Annotated in this window: 17 protein-coding genes; 9 read left to right on the forward strand and 8 right to left on the reverse strand. The window is 63.6% G+C overall.

Going from position 1 to position 18,970, the window contains the following annotated elements:
• Positions 1-98: 98 nt before the first annotated feature.
• Complete coding sequence (locus V1294_RS15315; protein ID WP_334498263.1) at positions 99-1,838, forward strand: methyl-accepting chemotaxis protein; 1,740 nt, start codon at positions 99-101, stop codon at positions 1,836-1,838.
• A 172-nt stretch (positions 1,839-2,010) separates the two neighbouring features.
• Here the strand turns inward: V1294_RS15315 and V1294_RS15320 are convergent, their stop codons facing one another.
• The gene (locus V1294_RS15320; RefSeq protein WP_334498266.1) at positions 2,011-3,525 is read right to left on the reverse strand and encodes an acetyl-CoA acetyltransferase; all 1,515 of its coding nucleotides are present in this window, start codon (positions 3,523-3,525) and stop codon (positions 2,011-2,013) included.
• Between the two features lie 136 nt (positions 3,526-3,661).
• Positions 3,662-4,795 (reverse strand): nitronate monooxygenase, encoded by a 1,134-nt coding sequence (locus tag V1294_RS15325; RefSeq protein ID WP_334388697.1) that lies wholly within the window; start codon positions 4,793-4,795, stop codon positions 3,662-3,664.
• 240 nt (positions 4,796-5,035) lie between these two features.
• Between V1294_RS15325 and V1294_RS15330 the strand changes: the two genes are divergently transcribed.
• Positions 5,036-6,694: a flavin-containing monooxygenase gene (locus V1294_RS15330; protein ID WP_334498269.1), complete on the forward strand. Its 1,659-nt coding sequence runs from the start codon at positions 5,036-5,038 to the stop codon at positions 6,692-6,694.
• Positions 6,695-6,893: 199 nt separating this feature from the next.
• On the opposite strand, the gene V1294_RS15335 is transcribed toward V1294_RS15330, so the two are convergent.
• Positions 6,894-8,045: an aminotransferase class V-fold PLP-dependent enzyme gene (locus V1294_RS15335; protein ID WP_334498272.1), complete on the reverse strand. Its 1,152-nt coding sequence runs from the start codon at positions 8,043-8,045 to the stop codon at positions 6,894-6,896.
• Positions 8,046-8,296: 251 nt separating this feature from the next.
• Between V1294_RS15335 and yghU the strand changes: the two genes are divergently transcribed.
• The 3 genes from yghU to V1294_RS15350 are packed head-to-tail and all read left to right on the forward strand — an operon-like array spanning position 8,297 to position 9,964.
• Entirely contained in the window at positions 8,297-9,190 is an 894-nt protein-coding gene (yghU, locus tag V1294_RS15340) for a glutathione-dependent disulfide-bond oxidoreductase (RefSeq protein WP_334498275.1), read from the forward strand.
• Positions 9,191-9,206: 16 nt separating this feature from the next.
• Positions 9,207-9,641 (forward strand): alpha/beta fold hydrolase, encoded by a 435-nt coding sequence (locus V1294_RS15345; protein WP_334498277.1) that lies wholly within the window; start codon positions 9,207-9,209, stop codon positions 9,639-9,641.
• Complete coding sequence (locus V1294_RS15350; RefSeq protein WP_334498279.1) at positions 9,638-9,964, forward strand: hypothetical protein; 327 nt, start codon at positions 9,638-9,640, stop codon at positions 9,962-9,964. Before V1294_RS15345 ends, V1294_RS15350 begins: the two co-directional genes overlap by 4 nt.
• A 116-nt stretch (positions 9,965-10,080) precedes the next feature.
• Here V1294_RS15350 and V1294_RS15355 read toward each other — a convergent pair whose 3' ends face one another.
• From V1294_RS15355 to V1294_RS15370, 4 genes are all read right to left on the reverse strand, one after another.
• Positions 10,081-10,701, reverse strand: coding sequence for a flavin reductase family protein (locus V1294_RS15355; RefSeq protein ID WP_334498281.1), 621 nt, complete (start codon positions 10,699-10,701; stop codon positions 10,081-10,083).
• A gap of 196 nt (positions 10,702-10,897) precedes the next feature.
• Positions 10,898-12,172 carry an acyl-CoA dehydrogenase family protein gene (locus V1294_RS15360; protein WP_108519806.1) on the reverse strand — a complete coding sequence of 425 codons (1,275 nt, stop codon included), beginning with the start codon at positions 12,170-12,172 and terminating at the stop codon, positions 10,898-10,900.
• 180 nt (positions 12,173-12,352) lie between these two features.
• On the reverse strand, positions 12,353-13,693 hold the full coding sequence (locus tag V1294_RS15365; RefSeq protein ID WP_334498285.1) for an amidohydrolase: 1,341 nt from the start codon (positions 13,691-13,693) through the stop codon (positions 12,353-12,355).
• Positions 13,694-13,751: 58 nt separating this feature from the next.
• A complete protein-coding gene (locus V1294_RS15370; RefSeq protein WP_334498288.1) occupies positions 13,752-14,132 on the reverse strand; it encodes a VOC family protein in 381 nt (126 codons plus the stop codon).
• A 324-nt stretch (positions 14,133-14,456) separates the two neighbouring features.
• Here V1294_RS15370 and htpX point away from each other — a divergent pair, with 324 nt between their 5' ends.
• Positions 14,457-15,395, forward strand: a complete 939-nt coding sequence (htpX, locus tag V1294_RS15375; RefSeq protein ID WP_334498291.1) for a zinc metalloprotease HtpX — start codon at positions 14,457-14,459, stop codon at positions 15,393-15,395.
• A 305-nt stretch (positions 15,396-15,700) separates the two neighbouring features.
• Here htpX and V1294_RS15380 read toward each other — a convergent pair whose 3' ends face one another.
• Positions 15,701-16,480 (reverse strand): SDR family NAD(P)-dependent oxidoreductase, encoded by a 780-nt coding sequence (locus V1294_RS15380; protein ID WP_334498294.1) that lies wholly within the window; start codon positions 16,478-16,480, stop codon positions 15,701-15,703.
• A 167-nt stretch (positions 16,481-16,647) separates the two neighbouring features.
• Here V1294_RS15380 and V1294_RS15385 point away from each other — a divergent pair, with 167 nt between their 5' ends.
• From V1294_RS15385 to V1294_RS15395, 3 genes are read left to right on the forward strand one after another with little or no spacing between them, the layout of a single operon-like run.
• Positions 16,648-17,439, forward strand: a complete 792-nt coding sequence (locus V1294_RS15385) for an enoyl-CoA hydratase/isomerase (RefSeq protein ID WP_334498297.1) — start codon at positions 16,648-16,650, stop codon at positions 17,437-17,439.
• Positions 17,436-18,425 carry a phosphotransferase family protein gene (locus V1294_RS15390; protein WP_334498300.1) on the forward strand — a complete coding sequence of 330 codons (990 nt, stop codon included), beginning with the start codon at positions 17,436-17,438 and terminating at the stop codon, positions 18,423-18,425. The genes V1294_RS15385 and V1294_RS15390 overlap by 4 nt, the downstream gene beginning before the upstream one ends.
• A gap of 58 nt (positions 18,426-18,483) precedes the next feature.
• Positions 18,484-18,858 carry a DUF6285 domain-containing protein gene (locus V1294_RS15395; protein ID WP_334498302.1) on the forward strand — a complete coding sequence of 125 codons (375 nt, stop codon included), beginning with the start codon at positions 18,484-18,486 and terminating at the stop codon, positions 18,856-18,858.
• The last annotated feature ends 112 nt before the right edge of the window (positions 18,859-18,970 follow it).

Consider the following 18,970-nt stretch of genomic DNA (forward strand, 5'->3'; position numbering starts at 1 on the left):
ATTATCCGGCCCGGCGCTTTTTCAACCGTGATCCCGCCGTGCGGGAAAAACCGGCATCGCTGCGATTTCGCTGACGCTTTTTTTCAAGGACGCTACCCATGTCTCGTCTCATTCTGAATCTGTCGATCGGTGCCAAGCTCGGCATCGCCTCGGGCCTTGGTGTCCTGCTCGTCGTCGTGATGGTGGTCAGCCAGATGCGGGCCAACGCGGCGACGCGCGACGCGGATGTGCGCAAGTCGGCGCAGCAGACGATCGCGCGAGATGCGGTGGACGCGAAGGCGTCGATTCGCGGCATGCAGACCGGCGTCCGTGATCTCCGTCTCGCAAACAGTGCGGCAGATCTGCAGAAGGCCAATGATTATCTGGCGGCGCGGCTCAAATCGGTGAACCGTTTTGCCGACGAGATGCTGCAATTGTCGGACCCCGGAGAAACCCGCGCACGCACCGAGAAGCTCAAGGCCAGGGCAGCAGACTATGCGAAAGCAGCCCACCAGATCGCATCGGTTCGCGGTGAAGCCGTAGCTGCGGCGGGCGGGTCCGACGCCGCCACGCGGACTACCAAACTGAATGAAGAAGCGATCCGGATTGCCCGCGAAGTGACGCTGCCGATTGCGGCCGAACTGGAATCTCTCGCCAACCAGATCGCCGAGTCGGCCAAGCAGGGTGTGGATCAGGAAGCGGCCCGGGCCACTCGGGAAATGGCCGCCGCCGAACGGGAGTCCATGGCAGTCGGTCTCTGCACGATCCTCCTCTTGATCGGCACTTCCGTGTTCTCCTTCTTCACCATCGCCCGTCCGATGCGCGCGCTGAGCGTGTCGATGGACGAGCTCGCCGGCGGCAATTTCGCCGTCGTGCTGCCGGGCCTCGGCCGCAAGGACGAACTCGGCGCGGTCGCCGGCGCCGTCGAGAAGTTCAAGGTCGCCTCGGAACAGAAGGCGCGCGACGAGGCCGAAGCCAAGATGAGGCAGGACCAGATCGCGGCGCAGCAGCGCAGGGCCGATATGGTCAGGCTGGCGGATTCCTTTGAGACCGCGGTCGGCGAGATCGTCGAAACCGTGTCGTCGGCGTCTACCGAGCTCGAGGCGTCTGCCGGCACGCTGACGTCGACCGCCGAGCGCGCGCAGCAAGTGACGACCATGGTGGCTGCGGCTTCGGAAGAAGCATCCACCAACGTGCAGTCGGTGGCATCGGCGACGGAGGAGCTGTCCTCCTCGGTTAACGAGATCAGCCGCCAGGTCCAGGAATCGGCGCGGATGGCCGGCGAGGCCGTGGACCAGGCCCGTCACACCAATGACCGCGTCAGCGAATTGTCGAAGGCGGCCGCCCGCATCGGCGACGTGGTCGAACTCATCAACACCATCGCCGGCCAGACCAATCTCCTGGCGCTCAATGCCACCATCGAGGCCGCGCGCGCCGGTGAGGCCGGCCGCGGTTTTGCCGTCGTAGCCTCCGAAGTGAAGGCGCTCGCCGAACAAACCGCAAAGGCCACCGGCGAGATCGGCCAGCAGATTACCAGCATCCAGGGCGCGACCCAGGAGTCGGTGAACGCGATCCAGGCAATCAGCGGGACCATCGAGAGGCTCTCGGAGATCGCATCGACGATAGCGGCGGCAGTGGAGGAGCAGGGCGCGGCGACGCAGGAAATCTCCCGCAACGTGCAGCAGGCCGCTCTGGGCACCCAGCAGGTCTCCTCCAACATCACCGACGTGCAGCGCGGCGCCAGCGAGACCGGCTCCGCGTCCGCGCAGGTGCTCTCCGCGGCGCAGTCGCTGTCGTCAGACTCCAACCGCCTCAAGCTCGAAGTCGGCAAGTTCCTGGATTCCGTGCGGGCGGCTTGACTCGTTCGTCATGGCCGGGCTTAGCCGTCCGAAGGACGGCGTCGCTTCCGCTCGCCTATGTCCCGGCCATCCACGTCTTTGGCGCTACAAGAAAGTATGACGTGGAGTGCCCCGGACATCTAGCGCGAAGACGCGCTTCGCGCTTCTGCCCGGGCATGACGGAGCAAGGTTCTTACCCCGCCCGCCACTCCAGCACACCATCGTCTGCCGTAACGATATCGCCGACCGATCCCACCGGCGTCCGATCCATGTTCAGCAAATGCTTCAGCGTCGCCGTATCATTCGCGGGAATGCGGGCCAGCGCCCGTTGATCGGTTTCCGTGCGCAGCATCACCACGCCGTGCTCGACTTCGCCCTTGCCTTTGTAGATGACGGTGAAGCTTTCGACCTTGCCCTTGCCTGAAGCTTCGGTGACGAAGTCCGGCACCTTGCGGCGGTTGCGATCGGCCTCGGCCTGTACGCTGGTGTCCTGCTGGAGGGCTTGCTTCGGCGCTTCGCGCGACAGCACCAGCCCGTGATGCTTGGTAACGAATCCGCCCTGGCCATAGAGCAGGCCGAGCTTGCCGCGCTCACGCAAGCTTCGCACCATCGCGACGGCGGCATGTGTCATATAGGTGTTGAGCGGGGCGCCGAAAAAGGTGAGTCCGCCGGTCACCGTCGGCTGCACGTCGGGGCCAAGGCCAAGCGTCCGCCGCGCCATCTTGGGCACGCAGGGGAAGCAGCTATACAACTCGATGGCGTCGAATTTTTTGCCGTCGCCCTCGACGAGGTCCATCACGGCCTTCAGCACCGCGTTCTGCGGGTGGCTCTCGAAGAACTGGTCGCGCACGAGGTAATCGCGCGGCTCTTCCGCCGACGCGCCGCCAATCGGATAGATCAGGCGGTCTTCGGGCACGCCGGCCGCGCGCGCTTTCGCCAGCGACGTCAGCAGCACTGCGCCGCCCATGTTCACGGTCGGATTGGCCACCATCAGCTTGGTATAGGGCCAGGCGATCAGGCGGTTTTCCGGCGTCGGTGTGGTGATCTCGTCGGGTGTAAAGCGCTTCTTCAGCCATGAATTTTCATTCTCGGAAGCGACGCGCGCATAGGTCGACCACAGCGCGCCGGATTCGGCGAGCGCCTCGCGCGGCGTCTGGCCCCAATGCGCCGAGGTTGCGGATTCATACAGCGGATAGACCGTGATCGGCCGGAACACGCCGAGCTTCACCGCCATCGGCTTCTGGAACGCCGCGCCGCGCTTCGGCTCCTCGACGTCATGGGCGAACGGCGTCCAGGGCAGCGCGATGCCGCCGCGCTCGGCCTTGGTCGCGGTGGATTGCGCTTCCGCGCCGCAGACCACGGCCACGCTGCACTCACCGCGCGCGATGCGCTTGGCCGCTTCGTGGATGTAGCGGATCGGGCTCTCGCCGCCGACCGGGCCATAATAGCAATGCGCCGGATTGGCGCCGAGCCGCGCCGCAAGCTGCTTTTCGGGATCGCGGTAGCGCCAGCTCAGGAAATTGACGACGTCGAGCGACCCGAGTTCGCCGAGCAGTTTTGCCCCGCTGTCCGCTTCCGCGCGCCGCACCGCCTCCTGGAGTAGCGCCAGCGGCTCGAGGCCGGCGGCGATGTCCTTGGGCCGGTCGACGATCTCGCCAACGCCGACGATGACGGGAATGCGGTCTTCGGGGAGGGAGGTGATTGGCATCTTTTCTTGTTTCGCTTTCTGGAAATTCAGACTCGTAGGGTGGGCAAAGGCGCGCCAGCGCCGTGCCCACCATCTAACGCCTTGCTCGGAAATGGTGGGCACGCTTCGCTTTGCCCACCCTACAAGATTTTCGCAATCACTCCTCCATCAGCATATTCATATGCTCCACCGCATCGGCAAAATCCTCCTTGAATTCCTGCACCACGGCGCCGGCTGATTTCACGCTGTCGATCAGGCCGACGCCCTGGCCGACAAAATACGTCACGAGGTCGCGCGCCTGCGCGTTCCCTGCAGCCGCGGCGCGGTCGATCGAGTTGAAGGCGTCGCGGCTGATGATGCTTTGCAGCGGCATCGGCAGCGCGCCGGGGCTGTCCGGCCCGCGGTCCCACGCGTCGGTCCATACCGAGCGCAACTGCCGCGCCGGCTTTCCGGTGCGGCCCTTGGAGCGCACCGCGTCGCGCGAAGAGGCCGCGATCATCTTCTCGCGGAAGATTTCGGTGGTCTCTGACTCGACGGTGGCGAGCCACACCGAGCCGGTCCAGGCGCCCGCGGCACCCATCGCCATGCACGCCGCCATCTGCCGCCCGGTCATGATGCCGCCGGCGGCCAGCACCGGCACATCGCGGATCGGCTTGATCGCCTTGATCACCTCAGGCACCAGCACCATGGTCGAGACTTCGCCGCAATGGCCGCCGGCCTCGGTGCCCTGCGCCACCAGAATATCGACACCGGCCGCGACCTGTCGCAGCGCGTGCTCCTTGGAGCCGACCAGCGCCGCCACCGGAACGTCGTGCTTCCTTCCCATGTCGATCATCGCCTTCGGCGGCACGCCGAGCGCGTTCGCAATCAGCTTGATCGGGTGGCGGAAAGAGACGTCGAGCACGTCAAGCGCGCGTTGCGCGTCGAACGGCTGCGGCTGGTTGTCGGCGACGTTGGTGGTCGTCAGCTCGACACCGTATTTCTTCAGGAGGTTGCGGGTAAAGTCGCGATGCTGCGGCGAGATCCGCGCCTCCAGGCTTTTCCAGGTGACGTCCTTTTCGCCCGCGGTCGAAATGTTTTCGGGGATCAGCACGTCGAGCCCGTATGGCTTGCCGTCGGTGTGATCGTCGATCCATTTCAGTTCCTGCTCGATCGTCTCCGGCGAGTGCGCAGTCGCGCCCAGCACGCCAAATCCGCCGGCGCGGCTGACGGCGGCGACCACATCACGGCAATGGCTGAAGGCGAGCAGCGGAAACTCTATACCAAGCATGTCGCAGATTGGCGATTTCATGGTTGTTGCTCCCTGTGGCGGCCGCTGGCCAGCCGCTCATTGTTGGTTTGTGTGTTGATCGAACGCTAGCCTATCGGAGGCCGGAAAGCCAAGCGCGTTGGCGAGGCGCTCAGGATGGGGGTGTTGCAATTCCACCTCGCAAAATATGCAAATCAAGCCCGCCGATTTGCGTCTTGCGCTTTGGCGCTACGGGAGGAATGCTGGCAGACAAATCAAAGAACACTCAGGGAGCCCGTCTTCATGTCCGCCATGCCATCCGCCGCCACTCAACCCACCGAATCCTACGACGTCGTCGTGGTCGGCGCAGGCTTTGCCGGCATGTATATGTTGTACCGGTTGCGCGGGCAGGGGATGACGGCGCGGGCTTTTGAGCAGGGCTCGGGCGTTGGCGGCACCTGGTATTGGAACCGCTATCCCGGCGCGCGCTGCGACGTCGAGAGCATGCAATATTCCTATTCATTCTCGGAAGAGCTGCAGCAGGAATGGGACTGGAGCGAGCGCTACGCGCCGCAGCCGGAGATTTTGAAATACGCCAACCACGTCGCCGACCGTTTTAACCTGCGGCCTGACATCCAGTTTAACACCCGCGTCGACAGCGCTGTGTTCGACGAGGCGACTTCGCTGTGGTCGGTCACGACCTCCGACGGCAAGGCCGTCACCGCAAAATTCATCGTTCTCGCCACCGGCTGCCTGTCGAACGCGAGGATACCTGACATCAAGGGCCTCGATCGCTTCAAGGGCAAGGTCTATCACACCGGCCACTGGCCGCATGAAGAGGTCGATTTCACCGGCCAGCGCGTCGCCGTCATCGGCACCGGATCGTCAGGAATTCAGTCAGTGCCGGTCATCGCCGAGCAGGCGAGCCAGCTCACGGTGTTTCAGCGCACCGCGAACTTCTCGATCCCTGCGCGAAATGCGCCGCTGAGCGAAGCGGAGCGGCAAAAATTTCGCGACAATTATCCCGAGATCAGGCGCTTTGCGCGCGAGGTGGCGAAGAACGGCATCTATACCGAGATGCCCGACCGCGGCGCGCTCGACGACGGCGACAACGAACGCCGCGCGAAGTACGAGGCGCGCTGGAACCGCGGCGGGCTCACCTTCATGTCGGTCTACAACAATCTCGGGCTCGACAAGGCGGCCAACGACACCGCCGCGAATTTCGTCCGCGAAAAGATCGCGGAGATTGTGAACGACCCGCAGACCGCAAAACTGCTGCAGCCGAATAACCATCCGATCGGGTCAAAACGCATCTGCATCGACACCGATTATTTCGCGACCTTCAACCGCCCCAACGTGACGCTGGTCGACATCAAGTCCAGCCCGATCGAGGAGATCACGGAGAATGCCGTGCGCGTGGGCGCCAAGGACTACGACGTCGATGCGCTGGTGCTGGCGACCGGTTTTGACGCTATGACGGGGTCGGTCGCGAAGATCGATATCAGAGGACGTAACGGCCAGACGCTGAACCAGAAATGGTCGGCGGGCCCGCGCACCTATCTCGGCCTGATGAGCGCCGGCTTCCCCAATCTCTTCGTCATCACCGGTCCCGGCAGCCCGTCGGTGCTGTCGAACATGATCGTCTCGATCGAGCAGCATGTCGACTGGATCACCGACTGCATGGCCTATATGCGCGACGGTGGCCTCGACACCATGGAGGCGGCCGTCGACGCCGAAGACAAATGGGTCGCCCACGTCAACGAGGTCGCCCACGCCACGCTCTATCCGCAAGCCAATTCCTGGTACATGGGCGCCAATGTCCCCGGCAAGCCGCGCATCTTCATGCCCTATATCGGCGGCGTCGGGCCCTACCGGCAGATCTGCAACGACGTCGCGGCGAAGGGCTATGAGGGATTTGTGATGGAGCGGGCCGAGCAGCCGCGGAAGGTGGCGGCGTCGTAACCGTCATTGCGAGCGAAGCGAAGCAATCCACATCTCACGGCATAAAGAATGGATTGCTTCGTCGCTACGCTCCTCGCAATGACGGGGAGCAATCCAGCGATCTCGTAGGGTGGGCAACGCGTAGCGTGCCCACCATTCGGCTTAACGATCGGGATAGGTGGTGGGCACGGCGCAAGTGCGCCTTTGCCCACCCTACGTGTCAGCCCCGGAGTCGCCTGCCCAAAACCTCAACGAACCGGTCGACATCAGCCTCGTCATTATAGACGTGCGGCGACACGCGCATCCGTCCCAAACGGGGCGCGACGTAGACGCCTTCGCTTGCCATTCCCTCGATCAATCCCGGCGGCATCCCGTCCTTGAAGGCGAGGCTCAATATGTGCGGCGCGCGCAGACGAAGCTCCGGCACGTGGACGCCGATGTCGCGCACGCCCGCCGCGATCCGCTCCGTCAGCATCGTGAGACGTTGCACAATGGCCGGCGCTCCCCATTCGACCATCATCTCCATGCCGATCGAAGCCATCTCCATCGAGATGAAATGATCGCGCTCGCCCATGTCAAAGCGCCGCGCGTCGGGAACGTAACTGAGATCTGTGAAATAGACCGCGTTCTCGGCGCGCACGTTGCGGCGGCCGGACGCGGTCTGCTCGAGCGGGATACCTCCTTGATGGCGTTTTGCAACAAAGAGAAAGGCGCGGCCGTAAGGGCCGAGCAGCCATTTGTAGGTCGGGAAGACCAAAAAATCCGGGTCGAGATGCTTCACGTCGGTCGCGAGGACGCCCGTGCTGTGCGTGGCGTCGACAAGGAAGGCGGCGTCCCGCTGCCGCAGCGTCGCGCCGACCTTGTCGACATCGATCAACCCGCCGTCCGACCAATGCACCGAGGAGATCGAGGCCAGGCTGACCGGCGCTGCGCCGGATTGCTCGATCGCGGCAAGCACCGCCGATGTCCAGTCGTCATCGTCAGGCTGCCGAACCGTCTCGACGGTGAAGCCTTCCGCCTCCGCCCGCGTCTGCCATTCGAGCACCGGCGAGGAATGATCGTTCTCCAGCACGATCACGCGTGTGCCGCGGGCGATCGGCAGCATCTTCGCGGCGGTCGCAGCGCCGTAGCTGATCGAGGAAATCAGCGCGATATCCGAAGCCTCGGCATTGATCAGCCGGGCGGCAGCAAGGCGCGCGCGTTCATGCTGCTGGTTGGCGAAGGAGGCCTCGAGCGTCCACGGCGTACCCTTGCGGAGCACCGCGGCACGGCCGGCCTCCAGCGTTCGAAGCGGCAGCGGGCTGTAAGAGGCGGCGTTCAGGTAGCAGATCTGGCGCGGTATCTCGAATAAAGCGCGCTGTGACGGGAGCATTTGGATGGTCTCGTTGTGGTGACCAATCCATTATGGCCGATCTCGACCACGCCAGCCACAGAAGCATTGCTCCGAGTACACCTGCCTCGTGCAATCAGGGCAAGGGCGCAGCATGGTGCATTCCTCCCCTGACTTTTGTACGCTATTTGTTTGGTTGCGGTGCTGATACGAAACCTTACATGGATTGCGCCGGCCGCTGCGCGACAGATCGTGCAACCGCGGGACGGCCGAAGAAGCTTGGAGCCGAACCAATGACCGACGCCCCCGTCACCGATCCCACAGCTTACGAGCCGCCAAAAGTCTGGATCTGGAACAAGGAGAGCGGTGGCCGCTTTGCCAGCATCAATCGCCCGATCGCAGGCCCCACGCATGAGGCCGAACTGCCGGTCGGCCGCCATCCGTTCCAGCTCTATTCGCTGGCAACGCCGAACGGCGTCAAGGTCACCGTCCTGTTCGAGGAGCTGTTGGCGGCCGGCCACAGCGGCGCGGAATACGACGCCTGGCTGATCAAGATCGACGGCAACCAGTTCGGCAGCGGCTTTGTCGCTGTCAATCCGAACTCGAAAATCCCGGCGCTGATGGACCGCAGCGGACCGACACCGATCCGGGTGTTCGAGTCCGGCGCGATCCTGATGCATCTGGCTGAAAAGTTCGGCGCGTTCCTGCCGAGCGGTGGCGCGGCGCGGGCGGAATGCCTGTCGTGGCTGTTCTGGCAGATGGGCAGCGCGCCGTTTCTCGGCGGCGGTTTTGGCCATTTCTACGCCTACGCGCCGACCAAGATCGAATACGCCATCGATCGCTACGCCATGGAGGTGAAGCGCCAGCTCGACGTGCTCGACCGGCGTCTGGCCGACAACGAATATCTCGCAGGCCACGAATACACGATCGCCGACATGGCGACCTGGCCGTGGTACGGCGCGCTGGCAAAGGGCCTGGTCTACGGCGCCGGCGAATTCCTGTCGGTGCACGAATACAAGAACGTGCAGCGCTGGACCGACGCGATCGCAAAACGCCCGGCGGTGAAGCGCGGCCGCATGGTCAACCGCATCTCGGGCGATCCGGCGAGCCAGTTGCACGAGCGGCATGAGGCCAGCGATTTCGATACCAAGACGCTGGACAAGATCGGCGAGCCGGCGAAAGCGTGATGCGAGGGGGAACGCGATGAGCTTTTTCGAAAAGGGCGTCGTCCGTATCCACTACCAAGAAGCCGGCTCCGGCTTCCCGCTGCTCCTGATCGCCGGCGGCGGATTGAACTCGAACATCTCAGGCATCACCGGCGACTATCCGCCCTTCAACGCCATCAAGGAGTTCGGCGACGAGTACCGCTGCATCGCCTACGACCTGCGCAACGCGCCGCCCGGGCAGTCTTCCGGCCCGCTCGAGATCGACCGTCCCTGGGATTCCCACACCGACGACCAGCTTGCGCTGATGGATCATCTGGGCTTCGACAAATTCATGGTGCTGGGCTTCTGCATCGGCGGCCCGCTGATCTGGAATCTCATCAAGCGCGCCCGGACCGCGTCGTGGCGGGCGTGCTGGCGATGCCATCCGGGTCGCGCCCCGAAATGCGTAATCTGTTCTACGACAACAACATGAAGGGCTGGGCGCCGGAGCTAACAAAGCGCTGGCCCGACATCACGATGGAGCAGGCTGAAAAATTCCTGACTCGAATGTACCGGACCGACCCCGATTTCGTCTTCACTGTGACGCGTGATTTCGTGCGGAGCTGCCAGACGCCGGTGCTGATCCTGCCCGACGACATCCCCGCGCACCCCTATGCGGTTGCCATGGAGAGCGCGATGCTGGCGCCGAATGCGGAAGTGAGTTTATTTCCGTGGAAGGAGCCGAAAGAGCGCGTGCCGCTCGCGGTGCGCCAGATCCGGTCTTTCCTGCGCGCGCATCGGCCGGCGGCGAGTTAACCGCGACTGCGTAGGGTGGGCAAAGCGAAGCGTGCCCACCATCTAACGACGTTCACGGATGAAGATGGTGGGCACGGCGCAAGTGCGCCTTTGCCCACCCTACGAACAGCGCCCGCTTAGGCGCTGGTCTTCGCCCCCTCGGCGGGCGGAAACACTACCCTATCATCCGTCCTGCAATAGCGATCCGCGAACATGCGGCCGATCGGATGGTAGCGCTCCATGTGGACGCGCATCGCGGCGTGGTCCCATAATTCGTCGCGGATGTGGAAGTGAATGCCTTCGCCCATCACCAGCAGCCGGTCGCCGTTGACGTCGATTTCCTTCCAGGTCCTGCATTCCATCGCAAACGGCGCATCCGCCAGCCGCGGTACGGCGATTTTCGTCGATGGCGCCAGTTTGAGATTCAAATAATCCGGCTCGCCGATCTCGGGCGGGAAGTCGCCGCTGCTCTCGTGCATCGCATGCGCCAGCGCCTCGTCGGTCATGTTGACCACGAACTCATTGGTCGCCCGGATATTGATCACGGTATCCTTCACCCGGCCGTCGGGACGCAGATTGGCGGCGAACATGCAGAGCGGTGGATCCTCGCAGAACACGTTGAAGAAACTGAACGGCGCCGCGTTGACCACGCCGGCAGGTCCCATCGACGTCACCCACGCGATCGGCCGCGGTAGCACGAAGGATGTAAGCACCTTGTAGCGCTCGCGGGGTTTCAGGTCGCTGGGGTCGTATTGCATGGGCATTCCCGTTTCGGCGGAGGTCCTTGCCTCGCCCCGCTTGCGGGGAGAGGTCGACGCGCTCGGCAGCGCTCTTGCGCGCCTGAGCGCGGCGGGTGAGGGGGACTCTCTGCGAACTCGCTGCTTATTGCATTTGCGGAGGCAGCCCCTCATCCCGACCCTCTCCCCGTGAAGAACGGGAGAGGGAGATCAGTCACTACGGCATGCTCAGCTCATGCCTTCCGACCACCATCCAGTGCACCTCATCCGGACCGTCCGCGAAGCGCAGGTGCCGCACGTCCTGGTACATCTCGCCGAGCGGGCTCCACTGCGATATGCCGGTGGCGCCGTGCATCTGGATCGCCTGGTCGATGATCTTGCAGGTGCGTTCCGGCACCATGGCCTTGACCATGCTGACCCAGATCCGCGCCTCCTTGTTGCCGAGCACGTCCATCGCCTTTGCAGCCTTCAGCACCATCAGCCGCATCGCCTCGATCTCGCAGCGCGCCTGGGCAATGATCTGCAGATTGCCGCCGAGATGGGCGATCTTCTTGCCGAAGGCTTCGCGGGTGAGCCCGCGCGACACCATCAGGTCGAGCGCCTTTTCGGCCTTGCCGATCGTGCGCATGCAGTGATGGATGCGGCCCGGTCCGAGGCGGACCTGCGAGATTTCAAAGCCGCGGCCTTCGCCGAGCAGCATGTTCTCCTTCGGCACCCGGCAATTGTTGAAGCGCAGGTGCATGTGGCCGCGCGGCGCGTGGTCGTGGCCGAACACGTGCATCGGGCCCAAAATCTCGACGCCGGGCGTGTCTGTTGGTACCAGGATCTGCGACTGCTGCTTGCTCGGCGGCGCATCCGGATTGGTCTTCACCATCACGATCATGATCTTGCAGCGCGGATCGCCAGCGCCGGAGATGTAATATTTCTCGCCGTTGATCACCCATTCGTCGCCGACGAGTTTTGCCGTCGTCGAGATGTTCTTGGCATCCGAGGAGGCGACGTTGGGCTCGGTCATCGCGTAAGCCGAGCGGATTTCGCCGGCCAGCAGCGGCTTCAGCCACTTCTCCTTCTGCGCCTTGGTGCCGACGCGCTCCAGCACTTCCATGTTGCCGGTATCCGGCGCCGAGCAATTCATGGTCTCGGAGGCGAGGGGATTCTTCGCCAGCTCCACCGCGATATAGGCATAGTCGAGGTTCTTCAGGCCCTGGCCGGTCTCGTCATCGGGCAGGAAGAAGTTCCACAGGCCTTCCTCCTTGGCCTTGTCCTTGGCCTTCTGCAGCACCGCGAGCTGTTCCGGCGTAAAGCTCCAGCGATCCTTCTTGTCCTGGCCGAGCCGCACGAACTCGACCGACATCGGGTCGACGGTCTCGCGGATGAACTTCTTGACGTGCTCGTACAGCGGACGGACCTCGTCCGACATCCGCAAATCGTTGAGTTCTTCGCCCGGATTGAGGTTGTAGGTCGTCGTTCGCGGGATGTAGGCGTGTTTCATGGATTATTTCCTCCCATTTGCGCAAGAACGTTCATCTTGCGGGCGCACTCGGCTCGTTGGCCGGCAATGTAGACGGCGGGGAGGGGCTTGCACAAGCGCGGGCGAATGCGCGCGATTTTCCGCCTCATGGCAAGCTGAGGTCTGACACACCGAGATTGGCGAATTACGTTCCTGGTCCCATCATTTGTGCTGGACCTTCTGATCGAAGGCACTGAGAACAGCGAGCGTCATCGCGGTAATCCCGGTCTCGATGGTCGGCTTCGGCACCGGCGCGAACAAGGGCGAGTGGTTGGCCGGCAGCTGCGGACCTTCGCCCTCGCGGGCGGCAGCGACGCGCTCCGGCTCGTAGACGCCGATTCTGAAGAACATCGAGGGCACGCCGGCGTTGATGAACTCCGAATAATCTTCGCTGGGCGTGACGGGCGGTATTGGCCTGAGCTTGTCGCCGAACGCCGCTTTCAGCACTTTTTCTGCCGTGGCAACCACGCCGGGATCATTGATCACGGCCTTGGTGCCCTCGGTGATCGTGATCACCGGCTCCGGCGCATTCGACATGGCGGCGACCGCCTTCGCTGTCCGCTCGATACCAGCGAGCATCTTGGCGCGCACCTCCGGCTTGAAGCTGCGGATGGTGCCTGCCAGCACCACATCGTCGGGAATGATGTTTACCGCGGTGCCGCCGTGGATCGTACCGATGCTGACAACGCCAAATTCGGTCGGATCCTTTTCGCGGCTGACCACACTCTGAACATCGACGACAAAGCGCGCGGCCATCATCACGGGGTCAATGGTTGCCTGCGGCACCGCGCCGTGACCCCCACGGCCGCGGAATTTGATGTAGAGGCCGTCGGCAGTCGAGGAGCCGGCCCCGACGGTATAGAGCACGGTGCCATAGGCGAAGGCGCCATATGCGTGCAAAGCAAAGCCGAAATCGGGCTTCGGAAATCGCGTGAACAGGCCGTCCTCCAGCATGGCCTTGGCGCCCGCCACGATTTCTTCCGCCGGCTGGGCGATGAACATCAGCGTGCCGCGCCAGTGCTCTTTCAGGCCCAGCAGCGTCTTCGCCGTTCCAACCCAGCTCGCCATGTGGATGTCGTGGCCGCAGCTATGGGCGACGAACACCTCCCGACCGTTCCAGCTGGTTTTGTCGCGGCTCGCATAATCGAGGCCGGTCTTCTCTTCCATCGGCAGGCCGTCGAGTTCGGTGCGTACCATGATGGTCGGCCCGTCGCCGTTCTTGTAGATGGCGACCAGCCCGGTCTTGCCGACATTCTCGGTGACCTCGAAGCCGAGCGCGCGCATCTCGGCTGCGAGCCTGGCTGCGGTTTTCACTTCCTGAAACGCAAGTTCGGGATGGGCGTGGAGCTCCTTGTAGAGCGCGTCGAGCTTTGGATAGTCGCTCGCGATCGACGTCTCGATTGCCTTCTTGAGATTGATAACGTCGAGCTCTGCGTAGGCCGGCAGCAGGCTGGCTGCGAACAATGCGGCTGATACCGCCAGGGATCTGACACATGGATTCATGACGTGGGCCCCTTGATTGCGTCGGATGGGTATCGCTTCGCTCCACCCATCCTGCGATTTACGTCGCCATCCGATGCATCGCGCAAATCTTGTTGCCGTCGAGATCGCGCAAATAGGCGAGATAGAGTTTGCCCGCGCTGCCTTCGCGTACGCCAGGCGGATTTTCGCAACTGGTGCCGCCATTGGCGAGGCCGGCTGCATGCCATGCATCGGCCTGCTCAGGAGATTCAGCCGCAAAGCCGATGGTGCCACCGTTCGCCGGCGTCGCCGTCTGGCCGTTGATCGGCTTCGTCACCGAGAACACACCGGTCTTGGTGAAGTAGAAAATGCGGTGGCCATCGACCTTGGCCGGCCGGACGCCGAGCGTGCCGAGCAGGGCGTCGTAGAACGCCTTGGCCTTCTCCAGGTCGTTGGTGCCGATCATCACGTGCGAAAACATTTCTTCAATTCCTCCCCAGTTTTTTCAGGACGAACGGACGCCATTGTCCTGCGCCTTATGCGGGCCGCAAATAGTCCTGCGCGCTGCTCGTTGCCAGTCAATGTAGACGGCGGCGCCGGCGTTGTCCAAGCAGGCCCGCCCGTCCCGGCGGTAAGTCCCGCCAGACCCCCCAAATTACGGATCGTTAATCCCACTCGCGCGTTGGTTCCTCCGCTAACGCGGCGCGACGACGCACCCCGGCATATCTTGAAGGGCTGCCAGGGAAATCACTACCTCTGGGATGCCAGGCCCCGACCTTCGGCCGCGGGCGGCAAGGAGACGACAATGAGCTATTTCAAGACTGCCATTCTTCTGGCCGGTCTCACCGGCCTCTTCATGGGCGTCGGTTATCTGATCGGCGGCGCCAGCGGCGCCGTGATCGCGCTCGTGATCGCGGCTGCGACCAATCTGTTCGCCTACTGGAATTCGGATCGCATGGTGCTGTCGATGTACGGCGCCCATGAGGTCGACCAGCGCACCGCGCCTGATCTTTTCAATCTCGTGGCCGAGCTGGCCGGGCGCGCCGGCCTGCCGATGCCGCGCGTGTTTCTGATGGACGAGCCGCAGCCCAACGCGTTTGCCACCGGCCGCAATCCGCAAAACGCGGCGGTCGCCGTCACCACCGGTCTGGTGCAGTCGGTCAGCCGCGAGGAGCTCGCTGGCGTGATCTCGCACGAGCTCGCGCATATCAGGAATCACGATACGTTGCTGATGACCATAACTGCGACGATTGCCGGCGCCATCTCGATGCTGGCGCAATTCGGCATGTTCTTCGGCGGCAACCGCGACAACAACGGCCCCGGCATCATCGGCTCGATCGCCATGATGATCCTGGCGCCGCTCGGCGCCATGCTGGTGCAGATGGCGATCAGCCGGACCCGCGAATACGCCGCCGACGATCTCGGCGCGCGCATCTGCGGCCAGCCGATGTGGCTGGCGTCGGCGCTGTCCAAGATCGCCAATGCCGCGCATGTGGTGCCGAACCCGGAAGCCGAGCGCAATCCGGCAACCGCGCACATGTTCATCATCAACCCGCTGTCGGGTCACGGCATGGACAATCTGTTCACGACACACCCCTCGACCGAGAACCGCATCGCCGCGCTGCAGCAGCTCGCGGCGGAGATGGGCGCGCACGGCGGCACGCTTTCCGTCAACGCCCGCGGCAATTATCCGCGCCGCAGCCCGTGGGGACGGCCTACGGCCTCGCGCGGACCGTGGGGATGAGCTGACGCGTAGAGGGCAAAGGTCGAGTAGGGTGGGCAAAGGCGCGTCAGCGACGTGCCCACCATCTGTCCGCAGCAATCGCCGTGAATGGTGGGCACGCTGTCGCTTTGCCCACCCTACGCTTCTCCGTCATTGCGAGGAGCGTTAGCGACGATGCAATCCATGTCTCCACACGCCGCGCTATGGATTGTTTCGCTGCGCTCGCAATGACGGGAAGAGAGCTAGCTTCGCCCTTCCTCCTCACCTGAGGAGGCCGCGGAGCGGCCGTCTGGAAGGGCGAGGCCACCGGGCTGCCCCACCCAACCTCAAAACGCCGTATAGCCGCCGTCGATCACAAAACAATCCGCCGTATGATACGACGACGCCTTGCTCATGATGTACACCGCGATGCCGCCGAAATCCGTGGGCTCGCCGAAGCGGCGCACCGGAATCCGCGGCATCACGTTGGCGACAAACTTGTCGTTGGCCATGAGGCCGGAGGTCATGTCGCTCTTGATCCAGCCGGGCAGGATCGCATTCGCGGTGACGCCGTGGCGCGCCAGTTCGACTGCAAGCGCGCGGCACAGCGCGTTCAGCGCCGCTTTGGTGCCGGCATAGTGCTCGTTGCGCGCGGTGCCGAAGAGCGACGCCAGGCTGGAGGTTGCGACCAGCCGGCCGAATTTGTCGCCGGCCTCGGCGCGTTCGGTCATGTGGCGGGCGGCGGCCTGAAACACGTGAAAGACGCCGTCGAGATTGGTCGCGAACATGCGCCGCCATTCCTCCTCGGTACGGTCGATGAAGGCCCGCCGTCCGCCGCCGCCGATGCCGGCATTGGCAAAGCAGCCATCGACCCGGCCGAACGTGTCGAGCGTGGCCCGCATCGCGGCTTTCACCGAAGCAGGATCGGAGACGTCGCAAATCTGCGTATCGACCTTGCCGGGACCGGCCGACATGGTTGCGGCTGCGCTCTTGTTCTTGTCGGCGTTGCGGCCCCAGATCGAAACGTTGCAGCCTTGTGCGTTCAGAGCCTGCGCGATGCCAAGGCCGATGCCGCCATTCCCGCCAGTGATGACCGCCGTGCGGCCGGTAAGGTCAAAGATGCTCATTGGGTGTTCCCATTTTGATTGGAGCAAGTTAGTCGTGCGCCCGGTGGCGGGCAGATGTTCTGCGGCAAGCATGGACAAGCGCGCTCGGAAAATCAAATATGGGTCGAGAACCCCTTCAGATCTTCCGCGCAGCGAAATAGCGCGTAAACACAAGTCATGAGGAAGCAATGCAGTTCAAGCACGTCACGCTCGATTTCGATGGCCCGGTCGCCATTCTCAAGCTTGACCATCAGGAGGTCATGAACGCGGTCTCGATGGACATGCTGGGCGGCCTCGGCGAGGCGCTCGACGCGATCGAGGAGAAGCGGGAAGAGGTGCGCTGCCTCGTGCTGACCGGCGCCGGGCGCGCGTTCTGCACCGGCGCCAATCTGCAGGGCCGCAACAACCAGAAGCCCGGCAAGAGCAACGCCGGGCAATCGCTGGAAATCGGCTTTCATCCGTTCCTGCGGCGGCTGCGCCGGCTGCATTGCCCGATCGTCTCAGCCGTCAACGGCCCCGCTGCCGGCGCCGGGATGAGTTTTGCATTGATGGGCGACATGATCGTGTGCGCGCGCTCCTCCTACTTCCTGCAGGCGTTCCGTCGTATCGGCCTAGTGCCGGATTGCGGCTCGACCTGGCTGCTGCCGCGGATGATCGGCAAGGCACGCTCGGTCGAACTGTCGCTGATGGGCGAGCGGCTGCCGGCGGAGAAGGCGCTGGAGTGGGGCCTCGTCAACCGCGTCTATGACGATGCTGCCTTGATGGAAGAGGCGATGAAGCTCGCGCACGACCTCGCCAATGGGCCGACGATCGCGCTGTCGCTGATCCGAAAGCTCTATTGGGACAGCCCGGAAAACTCCTTCGAGGAACAGCTCAATCTCGAATTCGAATCGCAGCGTATCGCGGGCGCGGCGGAAGACTTCAAGGAAGGCGTCACCGCTTTCCTCGAAAAACGCCCCGCCAAGTTTAGGGGCAAATGATCGAGGACCAACTCGGACGTTGCGTCGCCTCCTGGTATCCGGGAGCGACCGGCGTCATTGGCGCCGCCAAACTTTCCGGCGGCGCCAGCCAGGAGACCTGGACGTTCGACGTCGTGCACGCGGGCGGAACCACCGGCGCCATCCTGCGCCGGGCGCCACCGGGCTATGGCGCGTCGCCGGGACGGGCCGCCGGCCTCGATGCCGAGGCTGTCTTGATGCAGCTCGCGCATGACGCCGGCCTGCCGTCGCCGCGCGTGATGCATGTGCTGAAGCCCGAGGACGAACTCGGTATCGGCTTCATCATGCAGCGCATCGAGGGCGAGACCATCGCGCGCAAGATTCTTCGCGATGAGCAATTCGCCAAGGCGCGGCCGATTTTGGCGCGGCAGCTCGGCAAGGTCATCGCCGGCATTCACGGCTTGCCGTCATCCAAACTGCCGAAGCTGCGCGAGATGAGCGCGACAAAGGAGATTGCCGACCTCGAGCGGGAATACCGCAGTTTCGGCTGGCCACGTCCGGTGTTCGAGTTGGCGCTGCGCTGGCTGCGCGAGCGCGATCCCGGGCCGTCGAAAGAGGTGACGCTGGTGCATGGCGACTTCCGCCATGGCAACCTCATCATCGGTCCCGACGGCGTCCGCGCGGTGCTGGACTGGGAGCTGGCACATTTCGGCGACCCGATGGAAGACTTGGGGTGGATCTGCGTCAACTCCTGGCGCTTCGGCGAGATCGACAAGCCGGTCGGCGGTTTTGGTTCACGCGAAGAATTATTCGCGGGCTATGAGGAAGCCGGCCGCAAGGCCGACCCCGATCGCGTGATGTTCTGGGAAGTGATGGGCACGCTGCGCTGGGGCATCATGTGCTGCGGCATGATGCAGCGCTTTCGCTCCGGCCCCGATCACTCGATGGAGCGCGCCATGATCGGCCGGCGCTCGTCGGAGACGGAAATCGATTTGCTGAGATTGCTCGCTCCGAGAGGGAAGGCATGATCCCGAAAAGTGGGAACCGGTTTTCGGATAAGATCATGCCTAAAAAAGAGAGATTAAGATGCAGGACGAACCGACAGCCACCGAACTGATCAAGGCGGTCGCGGATTTCCTCCGCAACGAGATCACTCCCGTCATCAAGGGCCACAACGCCTTCAAGCTCCGCGTCGGCATCAACGCGCTCGATCTCGTCACGCGGCAGCTGGCGCTGGAGCAGGAGGGCGATGCTGCGGAAGCCGCGCGGCTGAAACAGCTGCTCGGCGCGGACGGTTCGTTGATCGAGCTGAATCGCGCGCTGTCGGAAAAAATTGCAAAAGGGGAGGTCGACCTGCAGACGCCGGGGCTGGCCAAGCATCTCTGGCAGACCACGATGGACAAGCTCGCCGTCGATCAGCCGAACTACGCGTCGTACAAAAGGGAGGTGGAGAATAAGTAGACTGGTCGAGAACCCAACCCCGTCATTGCGAGGAGCGCAGCGACGAAGCAATCCATCTCACAGCAAGCGGATAGATGGATTGCTTCGCTTCGCTCGCAATGACGGGGATAGA

It is taken from the genome of Bradyrhizobium sp. AZCC 1678 (genome assembly GCF_036924765.1).
GTDB lineage: Bacteria > Pseudomonadota > Alphaproteobacteria > Rhizobiales > Xanthobacteraceae > Bradyrhizobium > Bradyrhizobium algeriense.